Origin of the sequence: Bathymodiolus thermophilus thioautotrophic gill symbiont (genome assembly GCF_003711265.1) — a bacterium.
Lineage (GTDB): Bacteria > Pseudomonadota > Gammaproteobacteria > PS1 > Pseudothioglobaceae > Thiodubiliella.
Genome location: NZ_CP024634.1, coordinates 801476 through 816888, shown reverse-complemented (window position 1 = coordinate 816888; position 15413 = coordinate 801476). Strand labels below are relative to the sequence as shown.

The window sequence follows — 15413 nt, the reverse complement described above, 5'->3', positions numbered from 1 at the left end:
TTTTTATACCCTGGTAAAATAAACTTTATCACTCATCATGCATATTCTCTGTATTGCTCAACAAGTTAATCAGTTGAGGATTGAAGTAAAAATTTTCCCTGCCAAATTTATGCTTGGTTAACAAATCTTCTTTTACTAACTGCTCTAAATAACGATTAGCAGTTAGGCGTGATACACCTAAATCTTGTTGTAAAAAAGCAATTTTGGTGTAAGGGTGCTTAAAAATATTATTAATTAAGTCTTGCGAGTAAACTTTTGGGCATTGACTACGAATGCGGTGCTTGTAGCTTTGCTGTAACTCTTTTATATTAGTGATAAGTTTAATAGTGCTTTGTGCGGTCTTGCTAACCGCAGTGATCATATATAACACCCATTCTTGCCATTTTCCTTCATCCCTAACAGCTTGCAACAAGTGATAATACTGGCTCTTATTGTGATTAATATACCGACTTAAATACAATACAGGTGTGCCTAACAAGCCCTGTTGTACCAAGTAAATAATATTAACAATACGCCCAATTCTGCCGTTACCATCATAAAACGGGTGAATACTTTCAAACTGGTGGTGAATAATCGCCATTTTTATTAAAGGATCTAAATCTGACTCAATGTCAATATTGTTAATAAATTGTTCCAAGTCTTTTAACAATTCTGGCAACTCATCAGGATTAGGTGGTGTATATACAACTTTACCACTTTTCTCATTAAATAGCGTTGTGCCTTGCTGTGTGCGCAAACCTGCATCATTACCTTTAATAATTTTTTGGGCTTCAATTATCGTATTGGTGGTAATAAGATTATGAGTTTTAAGCCGATGAAAGACACAATTCATGGCGTCGCTATATTGGCTAACTTCTTTAGCTGCAATGTTTTTATTGTTTGCCTGTAATTGATATTTGAAAACTTCATCTTGAGTAGTAATAATATTTTCAATTTCAGAACTGTCTTTTGCCTCTTGTAATGCTAGAGTGCTAATAAGAATCTGCTGATTTGGCATGCTTTGACAAACACCTTTTAACTCCCCTAAGTATCGATGGGCTTTATTTAATGCCTTTAATATAACAATCGACTCAAAAGTGTTATTTTTAACAATTTGATTCAGTGTGTTCATTATTTGCTTAGTGTTCAGAAAAATTTAATTATAGTATATATTTATATTAAGTGTTCAAAAAATAGGATTATTGAACATATAATTAATTACATATTCATTTTTATACCATTTATAACTCTAATTCTTTTAAATATCCATTCATCTGTTTTTTAATATCTGCTGGCTCTCGTTCTATATTTTGAATATCTTTTTTAGCTTGGGCAATATCGACAATCGCCTCTTCTTCAACATCAATCACCCCATCAAAAAGATCATCCTCATGCCCGCACGAGCCGAATTACACCAACGCATCGAAACCCGCTTTTTATCGATGATGGAAAACAACTTCTTAGCAGAAGTACAAACCCTAAAACAAAACCCAAACCTCCACGAAGACCTACCCGCCATCCGTTGCGTCGGCTACCGCCAAGCATGGCAATACCTCAACAATGAAATTGACAAAACAACCCTAATAGAAAAAGCCATCATTGCCACTCGCCAACTCTGCAAACGCCAAAGCACTTGGCTCAAAAGTGAAACCGATGCACTGGTTTTAGAAAAAAGCGATATACAAGCCGCCATAGATTTTATTCAATCGTAATGCCTCTTGGCACTATTTGGAAATGACATACATTAAGGGGTGGCAATACAGCAAAACAGAGAGAAAGTAAATCCTTTGCATAAATGTGAATGATTGGCAAAGTTCATTTTTTGCCCTCCTAAAGAATTACTGTGTAGCGATAATCAAATAGGTAATTTTATTAAACCTAATCCTAGTAAGCGCCAAGACTAGATTTACCCTCCTAAAAGGTTGCTGAGTATCGCTGGAAAAATTGCCAAGTGGGTGAAAAGTGGTTTTTTGACGATTATTCATATTTATACAAAGGTCTCTAATTTTAGAAAAAAGCAATATACAAATCCGTAATAAACTTTTATTCAATCGTGATACTGTGATTTTATATCTTGCCCTCATGTAGAAAAAAGTGAAAGTTACCCAAATGAAATTTTAAAGGTTATCAAAGGTTTGGAAATAATGTTATACTTCTATTTAAATTAATAACTACAGGAGTTCAACAATGAAAAAAATATTAATTCTAGCACTGCTATTAAGTGCCAACGCATTCTCAACAGGGTATGAATCACTAAACACATTCTCCACAGAGCGCGAACTACTAAACGCACCAACAAAGTGCAAACCACTAGACAGGTACTCCCCATACGACAACGACGAAATAACACCAAAAGGTTGCCCAGTAGGCAATATATGGGTTATTGGCACACATTACAGTAAACAACGACTCAGAGATCACGACCATCCAATACACTTGCCATTCACTCAGGACACAGATCTTGTTGACTCTTTAAATAGATACCACACGAGGTTAGTTCGTCACGATGTTATAGTCAATCGTTGTTCTTCCAATCAAGTAAACGCTTACAGAGTACAACGAGTGGTAGAAGGCTTGGCTTACATAGAAACAGTAGAAGGGCCATACAGCCAATGGTCGGCTCCCGTAGATTTGTATGGCACTTGTTATCATAAGTTATAAGCGTGTTGCAAATACAGAACTAAAGCAAAGCAGTCAATTGATTTACTGTGCCAATAAATTGCCCGTCTTCACTAAGTGTTAAATGAGCGTGCATTTGTTTCAGCCATTATCTTTAAATACTTAACATCAAGACAAGACAACATTAGCGCTTCATTGTTACTTAAATAAAAATCTAGCATTAATTGAGTTTCAGTTGCTGGTTTTTTAGGTTATGATGTGCTGGGTCTCAATCCAATTCTCTCGGCTACTAAGCTCGCGTTTCAGTTGCTGGTTTTTTAGGTTATGATGTACTGGATCTTGTTGAGTTCGGTCTTGCTGAGCCTCTTGGTTTCAGTTGCTGGTTTTTTAGGTTATGATGTGCTGGCAGGAAGCGGAACAGCATTACCTTTTTGAGGCCAGTTTCAGTTGCTGGTTTTTTAGGTTATGATGTGCTGGGTTTTAATGATCATGTTTTTGCTTATCAAGAGGCTGTTTCAGTTGCTGGTTTTTTAGGTTATGATGTGCTGGAAGAAGCGTGGTTCTTCTAAATTGCGTCGTCCTAGTTTCAGTTGCTGGTTTTTTAGGTTATGATGTGCTGGCATTACTTTGGATGCAATTCAAGTTTTGAAAATGAGTTTCAGTTGCTGGTTTTTTAGGTTATGATGTGCTGGCTCTAGCCAGTTGCCCAATCTGTATATTAGTTGTGTTTCAGTTGCTGGTTTTTTAGGTTATGATGTGCTGGACATACGATTAGCATTAATGATTGATGCGGATATGAGTTTCAGTTGCTGGTTTTTTAGGTTATGATGTGCTGGAGATAGAGCAATCACTTTAAGTAAATTGTCCAAGTTTCAGTTGCTGGTTTTTTAGGTTATGATGTGCTGGATAAACTGAAAAAACAACCTGAAGCCTCTAGCGGTTTCAGTTGCTGGTTTTTTAGGTTATGATGTGCTGGTTAGAGTTATAACAGTGTCTGCTTAATAGTTGACTGTTTCAGTTGCTGGTTTTTTAGGTTATGATGTGCTGGTGTACTCGAAGACTATCGTGTTCTTAATGTTAGGGGTTTCAGTTGCTGGTTTTTTAGGTTATGATGTGCTGGGAAATGGTAGAGGTTGTTTGTTCATCCGAGAAGGGTTTCAGTTGCTGGTTTTTTAGGTTATGATGTGCTGGTAGTTTGTTTTTTTCTTCTGAAGAGTAATCAACCGGGTTTCAGTTGCTGGTTTTTTAGGTTATGATGTGCTGGTGTAACTGCAACTCTAATAGTTGCAGATGAGTTGTTTCAGTTGCTGGTTTTTTAGGTTATGATGTGCTGGGTATTAAGCGACAACATTGGCGAGACTGTGGTTAAGTGTTTCAGTTGCTGGTTTTTTAGGTTATGATGTGCTGGGTGGATCAGAATATTAATAAGGGGTATATTGAGGGTTTCAGTTGCTGGTTTTTTAGGTTATGATGTGCTGGACAAAAAGAAGTACATTCACATTGAATTCCCATGGTTTCAGTTGCTGGTTTTTTAGGTTATGATGTGCTGGGGTCTTAATCCTATTCTCTCCGCTAAAGGTGGTATGTTTCAGTTGCTGGTTTTTTAGGTTATGATGTGCTGGCTTCATCTAGTGCGAAGTTTAATAAAGCGCTGAAGGGTTTCAGTTGCTGGTTTTTTAGGTTATGATGTGCTGGCCCAGTGACGCACCAGTCTAAATCATCCGATCTTGCGTTTCAGTTGCTGGTTTTTTAGGTTATGATGTGCTGGAGGCAAGCATTGATAAGACTGTAACAACAATTGTTGTTTCAGTTGCTGGTTTTTTAGGTTATGATGTGCTGGAGTGAGCCTTAACCTCATCTAAGGTTGGAAAGCCTGTTTCAGTTGCTGGTTTTTTAGGTTATGATGTGCTGGAAGACTCGAGCTTTTTAGTCCTTTAAAAGACTTTGTTTCAGTTGCTGGTTTTTTAGGTTATGATGTGCTGGTATCAAGTAGAACTAACTGTGCTACCCCTTTCAGGTTTCAGTTGCTGGTTTTTTAGGTTATGATGTGCTGGTTGACAACTTGCCGACTGCGACTGCGTCGGCTTCTAGGTTTCAGTTGCTGGTTTTTTAGGTTATGATGTGCTGGACATTTCCGTACAGTCGGGCTTGAGAGATGGCCTGTTTCAGTTGCTGGTTTTTTAGGTTATGATGTGCTGGAAACCTAAATTTACCTATAGAGGTAAATCTCGTGGGTTTCAGTTGCTGGTTTTTTAGGTTATGATGTGCTGGCGAATCTTGGCACAGCTGCACAAGCCATTTTTGGGTTTCAGTTGCTGGTTTTTTAGGTTATGATGTGCTGGTTTTCCAGATTGACCTATTAAAAAATTTTCAACGTTTCAGTTGCTGGTTTTTTAGGTTATGATGTGCTGGGGAAAAATATCAAAGTCTGTTAGTGAAGGAAAGGGTTTCAGTTGCTGGTTTTTTAGGTTATGATGTGCTGGATTATGATGAAATTGATGTGTTTTATGTTTCGTTGTTTCAGTTGCTGGTTTTTTAGGTTATGATGTGCTGGCATTATCCTTAGGCTATCTGTGCCGGTTATAAGAGGTTTCAGTTGCTGGTTTTTTAGGTTATGATGTGCTGGCTGAAGGAGATAAGTCTGGAGTAACTACTCTAAGTTTCAGTTGCTGGTTTTTTAGGTTATGATGTGCTGGATTTACTGAGCAGATAAATGGTAATATTACGATTAGTTTCAGTTGCTGGTTTTTTAGGTTATGATGTGCTGGCTGATGCTCGTTTGCAGCGTTCAGAATATCTTGGGTTTCAGTTGCTGGTTTTTTAGGTTATGATGTGCTGGGAACGCGAAAAGCTTGCAATGGATGAAAGCAGGCCATGTTTCAGTTGCTGGTTTTTTAGGTTATGATGTGCTGGTTAAACCTATTCTCAGCCGTAGGCTGACCACCGTGTTTCAGTTGCTGGTTTTTTAGGTTATGATGTGCTGGTTCCCCCCAATAGCTGTAAAGATAAATAATGAACGTTTCAGTTGCTGGTTTTTTAGGTTATGATGTGCTGGTCTTACTAACCCTGATTTCCTTTAGGTTTATAGAAAAGTTTCAGTTGCTGGTTTTTTAGGTTATGATGTGCTGGTTGTTACAGGTAAGTTTCGTTCCAATACTCCCGGGTTTCAGTTGCTGGTTTTTTAGGTTATGATGTGCTGGTAAGAGAAACAGCAAAATCAGAAGAATTATAAGGTGTTTCAGTTGCTGGTTTTTTAGGTTATGATGTGCTGGGTATAAAAACGAACATTATCCATCAAAGGATCAAGGTTTCAGTTGCTGGTTTTTTAGGTTATGATGTGCTGGGAACGCTCAAGACGACAACCAACGCACTGGCCACGTTTCAGTTGCTGGTTTTTTAGGTTATGATGTGCTGGTGGGTCTAACGACTGGCGTTAATATGCGGATTGGGTTTCAGTTGCTGGTTTTTTAGGTTATGATGTGCTGGTACCAGCTTGCATCGATCTATTAATAGTCTCAAGGTTTCAGTTGCTGGTTTTTTAGGTTATGATGTGCTGGCATGGTCATGGTTTTAAAAAGTCTTTTCCTGAACAGTTTCAGTTGCTGGTTTTTTAGGTTATGATGTGCTGGTATGATTCAACGGATTCTCATAATGAAGATGTACTGTTTCAGTTGCTGGTTTTTTAGGTTATGATGTGCTGGTGAACTTTAGCACGACGAAATAAAGAATAAGCAGTGTTTCAGTTGCTGGTTTTTTAGGTTATGATGTGCTGGTCTGCCTTAAAACCCTTACTAAATAAGGATTTTAAAGGTTGAAAAATTGATGTTTTTACGAAGTTCATAAAAATATTAAAAAGTGTTAAATTCTGCGAAGTTTATTGTTATAATATTTACTTTAAGTGCCAGCACATCATAACCTAAATAGCGATGCACTGAAATCATCTAAAATAAATTTTGACTCGACTTTCTGCTTTGCATGTCGGGTTTTTTATTGTCTAAATTAAGTGAAAATATTATACCATTTATCGATCGTTGCAATAGTTTAAATACTCGCATTGTGTGCATTGGGACGGTGTTGCCGGGCTATCTGGCATATAAGAATTATCTAAATCAAATAAAATTTTATCTCTAATTGTTATTACTTGTTGGATGCGCTCTTTAGCAAAATTTATCTGATGGGTTTTGCCTTTGTTCTCATATAAGATAAATCCTGTTTGACAAGGAAAGCCATATTTTTCTTGTAATAACATGCCATAAGCTGTAAGTTGCAAGATTTGCCCTTTCATTGGTTTACTGCCACCCAACTTAAATTCTATTGGGTAAATATTTTCTTGATTGTTTAAAACACTATCAACAACGCCATGTAAGGCAAAACTATCAGAGGTTACAAATTCATCGAATGTTTGAGTTGCTTGTTCTAAATCAAAGCGCTTTAATGTGCGGTGTTTAAAAACTTTTTGTTGTTTTTGGTGCAAGTCCTCGCCTTGCTTTACCCATTGTGGTCTTTTGGGATTAAGTTTTAATAGTTCTTGAAAATAAGGAATCCTAGGGCAAAAGCAATATTGGCGAATTAGGCTAATTGGCAGACTATAAGACATAATATTCAGGGGGATTTTTAGGGAAATCATCCTTTTCGTAACCAATAGAATTATTTTGATTAACTTGCTCTGAGAGCGCAATTCTGGCGATAAAGGCTTTGTCGGTTTTTTGGCAATATTCTTTTAATAAGCGCTTCACGCTATCCTCTTCTGCTTTGTTTAAATGCCCCCAAAATACGGATTTTTGGATTGGCTTAAGGCTAATGTCTTTAAGTTTTTTAAATAATTTAGTGCGATTTTTGCTGTCTTCTATATCGTAAGCCACCATTACTTCGTTATGTAATCTTGCTTGAGCCATAAATTATTACCACCTAAAACGATAAGATTTATATTTTTTATCATCAGAAAAATGCCCTGACAAATGATAAACTTGCCTTTGTAGGATGCTTTCTAAACGCATTTTTCGTTTTTTATAATGGTATTTGGTGTTAAAAGTTTTATGAATGCCTGTGATAATTTTCTTTTTTATAGCAGGCGTTAAATCACTTTTTCCGTTCAACTGAGTGCGTAATTTGATAATATTTCTATCCACAACCCAAGCACGATATTCTTCCATCATATCTAAAACGAGTGAAGGTTTGCCTGCTCTTTGTGTATGAAAAAAACCGCAATACGGCTCTAGTCCTGCGTTCAAAAGTGCATTCCAAATATAAGATGTTAAAATTGCATAACCATAATTTAGTGCCTTATTGCCAACATCTTGCGCTTGTCGTCCAATTCTATTTTTAAAATCATTGGGCATTAAATCACACGCTACCAAACATTGCCAATATTGTGCTGCTGCACACCCTTCTAGTCCTAATAATATTTCATTCCATTGGTTAAAATTTTGCCATTTTCTATATTTTATTTGCGTAAGAATACTGTTTAATTGTTCGGCAGTTGTATCGATAATGGCTTTATGATGCTGGTGGTATTTTTTAAAATAAAGTAGTGTTGCACGCTGATTTTTAATTTTCCCTTCAATAACGGATGCAGATAAAGTTGCCACTTTAATGGTTTTGATAAATTCAAACTGATTTTGTCGCACTCGTACTACGGCGTGTTGTTGCGTGCCTGAAATACTGGCAATGATTTCGTTTTTAAAATCCTGAATAAAAAATTTAATCCCTCTGTTGGCACAAGCAATAATCACATCAGATGAAAAACTTACACCTCGTTTAGCAACTTGCACACTCTTTAGGCGATTGAGCGGATACTCTCTAATAAAACCCTCATGCTTCACTGTCAAACATTCACTGGTTACGCCAATAAATTGCCCGTATTCACTAAGTGTTAAATGAGCGTGCATTTGTTTCAGCCATTATCTTTAAATACTTAACATCAAGACAAGACAACATTAGCGCTTGCATTGGCGCCTCATTGTTACTTAAATAAAAATCTAGCATTAATTGATTAAATTCCAACTGCCTACTAACTGGCAAATTAATAACAGGCAAACCATTTTTAAGCAATATGCCATTCATCATTAGCCTACCTGTACGCTTGTTACCATCATAGAAAAATTGAATTCGTGCCATTTGTAAAAATAAACTGATGGCATATTGATAAATACCGTCAATATCATTTGGCATGGATTTTTGTCTTAGTTTTTGCCACAAATTGGGTAATTCTTTGTGATTAGGTGGTAGATAATCTGTGCCCGCAATACTAACGCCGCCCCCTCTAAATTCACCCCAAGTAAGCGCTTCACGCTTAGCAACTTTTGCTTGCAATTGGCAAACAAATTCAGCAGACAAATCAAAATCCCCATCTTCAATTATCTTAAACAAAAACCCCCATGCTTCAATTTGATTTCGTGTTATCAACTCATCAGTTTGCCTGTGTCCGCCCACTGTTACCCCATCTAACAAAGTTTGTACCTCTGGCAAAGTATAATTTACACCCTCTAAATTTACGGCATCATAAACCAACTCGCTCAGTTGTTTCTTGGCAAAAAATAGTGCTTTTTTTTGGTTGGGGATAATGGCTGTTAAGTTCATTTTATTGGTATGCTTTTTTGATAAACTGTTTGCATCTCTATAGGCAAGTTTTTATTTTTACGCTCTATTTTCAATTGGCGAAAAATGATTTGATAGCTACCCATTAGCCTTGGCTGTCCTTATAAATTTTCTCACAACTTCTAAATGGTAACGAAAAACTAACCAATCGCTCTTTAACCCCTACCCTGATATTTGTAACCGATCCATCCCTAGTTGTGTACCGAATGCTAGCATCCACCTTGCACTTGTGAGCATATAATAAATTTGGATTTTCTGTTAAGTCTATTTCTGCCTGTTCTTCTGTTAATATTTCTATTTTTATTGATTTCTTGACATCTATTTCTTTATTGAAGTATTCTCTAAATTTATCCAACGGAAAGTCTTTTATATCTACCGAAGTATTATTTAAAAATACTTTTACCCCCTTTAATTCATCTTTAAAAAAATTATTTGCTGGAATAACGCAGTTTTTTAATTCGATTTTTTCCTCAATATCAATAGGTTTTGCCAAATCTTTATCGGCAACTGCAGAACTTAAAGTTAAATTTTTACTGTGTTTAATTAAAAAATTAGATTTCTTTTTTAAAATAATATTATTATCTAATGGCAAAGCCTGATAAATATTTTGGTTATTTCTTTTAACCCTAAAAACATTGCCAGATGGCGTACCTGAAGATATCATCGTGTATTTTTTCCCTTTAACTTGGTGTTTATTTTTATGTTGGTTTTCAGGTGGTGAAAACCTGTTTTTACAAAAAATATCCCACTTCTTTTTAGTAGTATTATTTGATAAATCATACTCTCCAGTTTTCACAGAATAATCATCACCAATTTCCTTACGCCAAGCATTATCAAAATCCACCCAATTTTTGTAAAAAGGATAACCTTGCTTATCAAAAATTTTAGGGGCATTAATGACATCAGTTTTTGCCACATAGTATCTACATTTATCTAAAATAAATTTTATTTGATCTACTTCTTTTTTTTCATCATTGTTATATTCTGGGTTCAATTGGCTAAAATATCTATGTGAATCTTTATTAATTTTCTTATACTTTTTATCAACTATTTTAATCGTCCAAATTTTTATTTGCTTATGGTCAGTTGTTAATTGATAATACTTATCATCATTAACAACATCTTCTATTTTCTTTATATCATTTTTACTGGCAACTTCTTGGCAGTATTCATCACAATTATAAATGCCACCTTTGATCGTCATCGGGTAACCTAAATACCATTTATCTTTAAATTTAACAATCGGTTTATACCGTTCACCTATAGCATTTGCTTTAAACATGCGACGCTTAAAAATCTTGGATAAATTTTGCTTTTTATTGCTATTATTTTTTTCAATATCAATAATTTTTTGATTGCTATCTTTAGGACTTAAGTCAATCTTTTTTAAATCACTCTCCCCAACATCTATCGCATTAAATGACTTACTTGGAGAAATTTCACCAGTTTCTTTATTTGTTTCATACTCCCAAATTGTTTGATTGTTGTCAAATTTAATTCCCATAGTGCCATCGTTTTGATGATCTTCACTGGCAAGTAAAAAAGCCAATTGTGCGTCAATCAGGTGTGAGTACAAAGGTTGTTTTTTGGATTTAACTAAATCGTATTTCTTGCGCAAGTTGTAGGTACTTTTTGGATCATCCCATCTGGCAGTATATTCTAAGTAATCAAATTCTATTAAATTGTGTTTATTTTCCTTTTTAGCAATACGATGGATTTTATCAGCAATACATTGAGCAAGGTAACGCTGTGTACCGTTTACAATCGCACGATTGCGATTATTTAAGGCACGAATTACTTTTTCCCTTAAGGGGTCGCCCTCTTGTAAAAATAAAGCATGCCTAAAGGCTTTTTTATCCTTTTCTCCTAAGTTGATAAAACTTAAATACTTGTCAAAAGCAAAATCTTTACTTTCGATGTCTTTGCCTAATCGCTTATAAATGAATTCTTTGATTTCAGCATCAGATTTTTTGCCAAAAATTTCGGTTTTATAATTTTTATGTAAATCTTTTAAAAACTTTATATCGTTTCCTTTATTTTGATTGTCACTCTTAGAGATATAAATTAAATTTGCTTCATCGTTAAGTATGCCATATGGTCCCGTTCTAGGAATAATATGATCTATCTCGCCATCGCTTCCCAATCCTTCCCCACTATACAACGATACTTTTTGCCCTTTGTACTTATTAGTTCTATTGTCTTTTATTTCATCTGCTTTTTCAGCTGCTTTTACACCTGGCTTTGGTGCTGTTTTAATTTTTTTAAGGTTTGGCTCAAATTCGAAACGATTTTGTTCTAAAATAAGGGGAACGCTAACCTTCGTTCCATTTTGTAAATCATCCTTAATATCATTCCACTTTGTTACCGCAACTTGCCGAGCAATGGCATCACAAATACGCATCACTACACCATCAATCAAACGAATACTTAGAGCTGGTAGTCTTGAGGCTTTAGTAATGCCCTTATCATTTTCTTGCATTCTAAAAGCATTATCTGTTGAGCAAACAGGGCAAGTTTTAGAAAATCCACTACGATCTTTAAAAACAATATTGTGAATTTGAGCGAATTTAAAAACTAATGCAATTTTTTGATTAACTTCATTAGTCTGTTTATCTGCTAATAGTTCAGGAATTTTAATTTCCTTAATCAGCTCTTGCTTTAAGTTACTGCATTTATTAGCAAGTTTTCCCAATTTGTCGATTGGGTTGCTTGTCAGTTCAGTATAAATTTTATGTTTTAATTCGCCTCTATGCTCTTTTTGGGCTTTGGCAGCTTTTTCACAATTAGAAGCAAATCCTTTGATACTTTTAAAATAATCCTCTGGATTGCCAACTATTTTAGCCTTTAAGTCATCGGCATTTACTCCTAAAACAGCGGCTAAATCTAATTGCCATTGGTGTTTTTTCTGTCTTGGCTTATGCGTGCAAAGGATTAATAATTTATTGTTAGTTAGCCATTTTTCTTTTTTCTCTTGAATTAGAAAATATCTACCATCTCTGGCTTTTCGCCGAGTTTGATAATATTTATTTAAAAAATGTCCAAAACTTTCTTCTTGGCTAAAATCTAAATCCTGTTTTAAGTCTTTTGGCAACTTGCTCGCATCAATTAAGTTTCCTAATTTTTCTTGCCATTTTATTTTATCAACATCTGATTTTTGTAATTTATGATAAACACTCCAGATCTCATTAAGTTTATAAAAATCTTGTTTCTTAGCTGTATCTAGAATGAATTGTAATTGACGAGTTTTGATTTTTTCATCGTCAAGCAATCTACCATCAATCTCTTTGCCATTTTTGGCTTTTCTTCTGCCCTTGCCTCTTTGCAATGATTGTAATTTTGTTTGATATTCTTCATTTGAATTTAAGTCATCTAACCAATCTTCCCAATGTGGATAATGTTTATTTAAATAATCTGCATTCAATAATAAAGATTGGCATTTAGGTGGGTGACGATTAAGCATTGCTTGGTAAGGTGGGATGGTTAATTTTGGGTCAGTTTTCAGCCAAAAACTAATGATATTATTTTTATTGTCATCTTGACACTTTTGATGCGCTCGCCACGCTTTTTTTAGTTTTTCGTAGTCTTCTACTTTAGCCTCTTTATCTTTTTCTTTGGTTACTATCCAGTGCTGTAAAAACCAACGAGATGTTATTTTAGAAAGGTTTTTATTGTCCAATTTATCGCCACTTTTATACGCTTCAGTATTAAAATACTTCCTCAATGGCTTGAGCTCAAAGTTGCTAATATGGCACACTAATTTATATAATTTATCGACATCTAATCCTTTATTTTCATTGATTGCCAAAATAAAATCTTTCAAATATTCCGGATTGTGCTTATTGTTTAAAAAACTATTGGTTGTAAAATTATCTAAATCATCTTTAATTTCATCAAAAAACTTAGAGCGATGACGACCACCTGAAATGATTTCGTTGTTGATTTTATAAACGGCATAACAAAAATGATGTAAATGGGTTCTTGCTACATCTTCCTCCAATCCTTTTTCATTAGGTGTATTAAACTTAAATTCAGAATAGTTAAATTTCCAATCAGATGTATTGTTGTCCTTTTTGCGTTGTTTTATCACCTCTCTTTCCTTTTCAAAGTCAGGTAAGTTATTTTGTATCTGCTGGTAATTTATTTGTGTAATCTCTTCAATTAAATTCGTTTGGTAACTTTCTGTAGCAACTGTTAAATTTAATGCATTTTCATTATTTAATCGAGCGACAACCCAATTGGCAGTTTTAGATAAGTTTTGCTTGTCTTTCTTGCTTTTTGTAACTTTATCATCTTCAATGCTTTCACCTTTTTTAACCAATTTACAAGCTTTACTAATTTTCTCAATATAATCAAAATAAACCAAATCGGCTTTTATTTCTTTATCTTCTTCCTGAAAATCTTTATACCCTTTTATATTCTGAACTGCTTCCAGAAGTTTGGTAACTTCTGAAGGGTTAGTAGTTGCAAGGTTCATTAGTCTATCAGCAATATTTTCTTGCCCACCAAGCATCTTTTGGACTTCTTCTGATAACGCTTCCCAAGAATCATTAGGTAAATTATTTAGATACTCTTTTGAATATTCCTCTTCTAAAAAACTAAACCCACGGCGATTCATTAAAAAGCCAAGTGCTTGTGTGTGTTTTTCAGCGGGAAAATCAAAGTACTCTTTTAATACAACACTCAATAAGCGTTTAGCCAGTTTTTTACGCGTATAGCCTCGTCTAGTATGGCGATTGGCTGTTCTGCTCACCAGTAAAGGTGTGTAATTACCGTAAACTAAAACCTGACCCTTCTTATCCACCTCTTGAAAAGTTGAATTTCTCTGGTAATGAGCGTAATAAACCCCCGTATTTTTAGCCCCCATATCAATAGCAATTGGTGAAATAATTTTGCTCATAATTTAAACCTTTATATATTTATTTTTATCAGATTTTACCCCAAATAATTTACACAATCTTTAAACACCCGCCCCCGATGCTCAAAATCATCAAACATATCAAAACTGGCGCAAGCTGGAGACAGCAGTACGGCTTCGCAGTGGGTGTTGGTGGCGAGTTTGACGGCGGTTTGCATTGAGTTGGCTTGGGTGGTGTGGGTGATTTTTAGGTGGTTTTTGAAGGTGTGGGTGCTTTGGCCGATGAGGATGACGCTGGCGATGTGCGAGTCGATGAGGGTGAGGAGGGTGTTGTAATCTTCGTCTTTGGGGATGCCGCCGAGGATGAGGGTGATGGTTTTGTATTTTTGGGTGAGGGCTTTGATGGCTTTGATGGTGGAGATGGCGTTGGTGGCTTTTGAGTCGTTGTAGTAGTCGGTGTTGTGTTTTTGGGTAACCCATTCTAGGCGGTGTTCTAGGCCTTTGAAAACTTTGATGGAGGCAATCATTGCTGTGATGTTTAAGCCGATTTGATCGCCTAAGGCGAGTGTGGCGAGGATGTTGCTGACATTGTGTTTGCCGATGAGTTGCATTTCATCGACTGCCATAAGGACATCGTCGCCTTTGAGGAAATAGCAGCTGCCGTGGCAGGTAACTGTGCCAAAATCGCTGGGTTGTTTGGGTATTTCAATACCAAAATATTTGGGGGTATTTATTGGTGGGGTGAGTGGCTCGTTGGCGTTGATAACTGGGTGTTGGCAGTAGGTGTATAGGCTGAGTTTGGTGTTGACATAGTGCTGAAAACTTGGGTATCTGTCAAGGTGGTCGGGAGTGATGTTAAGCACGACACCGGTGAATAGTTTTAAATTTTGTGTGTAATCTAGTTGGTAACTTGAGAGTTCAAGGACATAAAAATCAATCTCGGATGATAGGCAATCAAGTGCTGGTTTGCCGATGTTGCCACCGATGGCGACTTTTTTGTTGTCATTGGCAATCATTTCGCCGAGTAGTTGGGTAACTGTTGATTTGCCATTTGAGCCGGTAATGCCGATAATTGGGGCTTGGGCGTGGCGTGAGAATAATTCAATATCGCTGGTAACGGGAATGTCTTTCTCTTTTGCCCAGATGACGATAGGTTGTGTTTGTGGGACACCCGGTGAGATAAAAATTTCGTCAATGTCTTGCAAAACGGATGGATTGTTAATTTTTCTAGTGTCTTCGAGCAAGGTAAAGGGGGTGCTTTGCTTGTCTAAAAAGCGTGCGAGGGATTGTGCGGTTTTGCCATTGCCTAAAATTAGTTTCATTACATGCTGTTTTCAGAATAAAATAGATATTTTACACTTAT

At 35.9% G+C, this 15413-nt stretch carries 11 protein-coding genes and 1 CRISPR repeat array; of the genes, 2 read left to right on the top strand and 9 right to left on the bottom strand.

The window, feature by feature from the left end; all coding sequences use genetic code 11:
* Positions 1–28: 28 nt before the first annotated feature.
* Positions 29–1111 (bottom strand): Fic family protein, encoded by a 1083-nt coding sequence (locus tag MS2017_RS02860; protein ID WP_122951196.1) that lies wholly within the window; start codon positions 1109–1111, stop codon positions 29–31.
* A gap of 109 nt (positions 1112–1220) precedes the next feature.
* A complete protein-coding gene (locus tag MS2017_RS11775) occupies positions 1221–1349 on the bottom strand; it encodes a hypothetical protein (RefSeq protein ID WP_257468852.1) in 129 nt (42 codons plus the stop codon).
* Between MS2017_RS11775 and MS2017_RS02855 the strand changes: the two genes are divergently transcribed.
* Positions 1290–1691 (top strand): tRNA dimethylallyltransferase, encoded by a 402-nt coding sequence (locus MS2017_RS02855; protein ID WP_338071739.1) that lies wholly within the window; start codon positions 1290–1292, stop codon positions 1689–1691. The genes MS2017_RS11775 and MS2017_RS02855 overlap by 60 nt on opposite strands.
* A gap of 126 nt (positions 1692–1817) precedes the next feature.
* On the opposite strand, the gene MS2017_RS11115 is transcribed toward MS2017_RS02855, so the two are convergent.
* On the bottom strand, positions 1818–1964 hold the full coding sequence (locus MS2017_RS11115) for a hypothetical protein (protein WP_164707587.1): 147 nt from the start codon (positions 1962–1964) through the stop codon (positions 1818–1820).
* Positions 1965–2166: 202 nt separating this feature from the next.
* Between MS2017_RS11115 and MS2017_RS02850 the strand changes: the two genes are divergently transcribed.
* Complete coding sequence (locus MS2017_RS02850) at positions 2167–2640, top strand: hypothetical protein (RefSeq protein ID WP_071564226.1); 474 nt, start codon at positions 2167–2169, stop codon at positions 2638–2640.
* Between the two features lie 186 nt (positions 2641–2826).
* A CRISPR array of direct repeats spans positions 2827–6371; the repeat unit is 37 nt; unit sequence GTTTCAGTTGCTGGTTTTTTAGGTTATGATGTGCTGG.
* A 248-nt stretch (positions 6372–6619) separates the two neighbouring features.
* Here the strand turns inward: MS2017_RS02850 and cas4 are convergent.
* From cas4 to murD, 6 genes are all read right to left on the bottom strand, one after another.
* On the bottom strand, positions 6620–7195 hold the full coding sequence (gene cas4 / locus MS2017_RS02845) for a CRISPR-associated protein Cas4 (protein ID WP_164707586.1): 576 nt from the start codon (positions 7193–7195) through the stop codon (positions 6620–6622).
* Positions 7185–7493, bottom strand: coding sequence for a CRISPR-associated endonuclease Cas2 (gene cas2, locus MS2017_RS02840; RefSeq protein ID WP_122951194.1), 309 nt, complete (start codon positions 7491–7493; stop codon positions 7185–7187). Before cas2 ends, cas4 begins: the two co-directional genes overlap by 11 nt.
* 6 nt (positions 7494–7499) lie before the next feature.
* Entirely contained in the window at positions 7500–8486 is a 987-nt protein-coding gene (cas1, locus tag MS2017_RS02835; protein WP_122951193.1) for a CRISPR-associated endonuclease Cas1, read from the bottom strand.
* Positions 8464–9177 (bottom strand): Fic family protein, encoded by a 714-nt coding sequence (locus MS2017_RS02830; RefSeq protein WP_122951192.1) that lies wholly within the window; start codon positions 9175–9177, stop codon positions 8464–8466. The genes cas1 and MS2017_RS02830 overlap by 23 nt, the downstream gene beginning before the upstream one ends.
* Positions 9178–9280: 103 nt before the next feature.
* Positions 9281–14092, bottom strand: coding sequence for a type II-B CRISPR-associated RNA-guided endonuclease Cas9/Csx12 (gene cas9 / locus MS2017_RS02825; protein ID WP_122951191.1), 4812 nt, complete (start codon positions 14090–14092; stop codon positions 9281–9283).
* Positions 14093–14127: 35 nt separating this feature from the next.
* Positions 14128–15372 (bottom strand): UDP-N-acetylmuramoyl-L-alanine--D-glutamate ligase, encoded by a 1245-nt coding sequence (murD, locus tag MS2017_RS02820; protein ID WP_122951190.1) that lies wholly within the window; start codon positions 15370–15372, stop codon positions 14128–14130.
* Positions 15373–15413 lie beyond the last annotated feature (41 nt).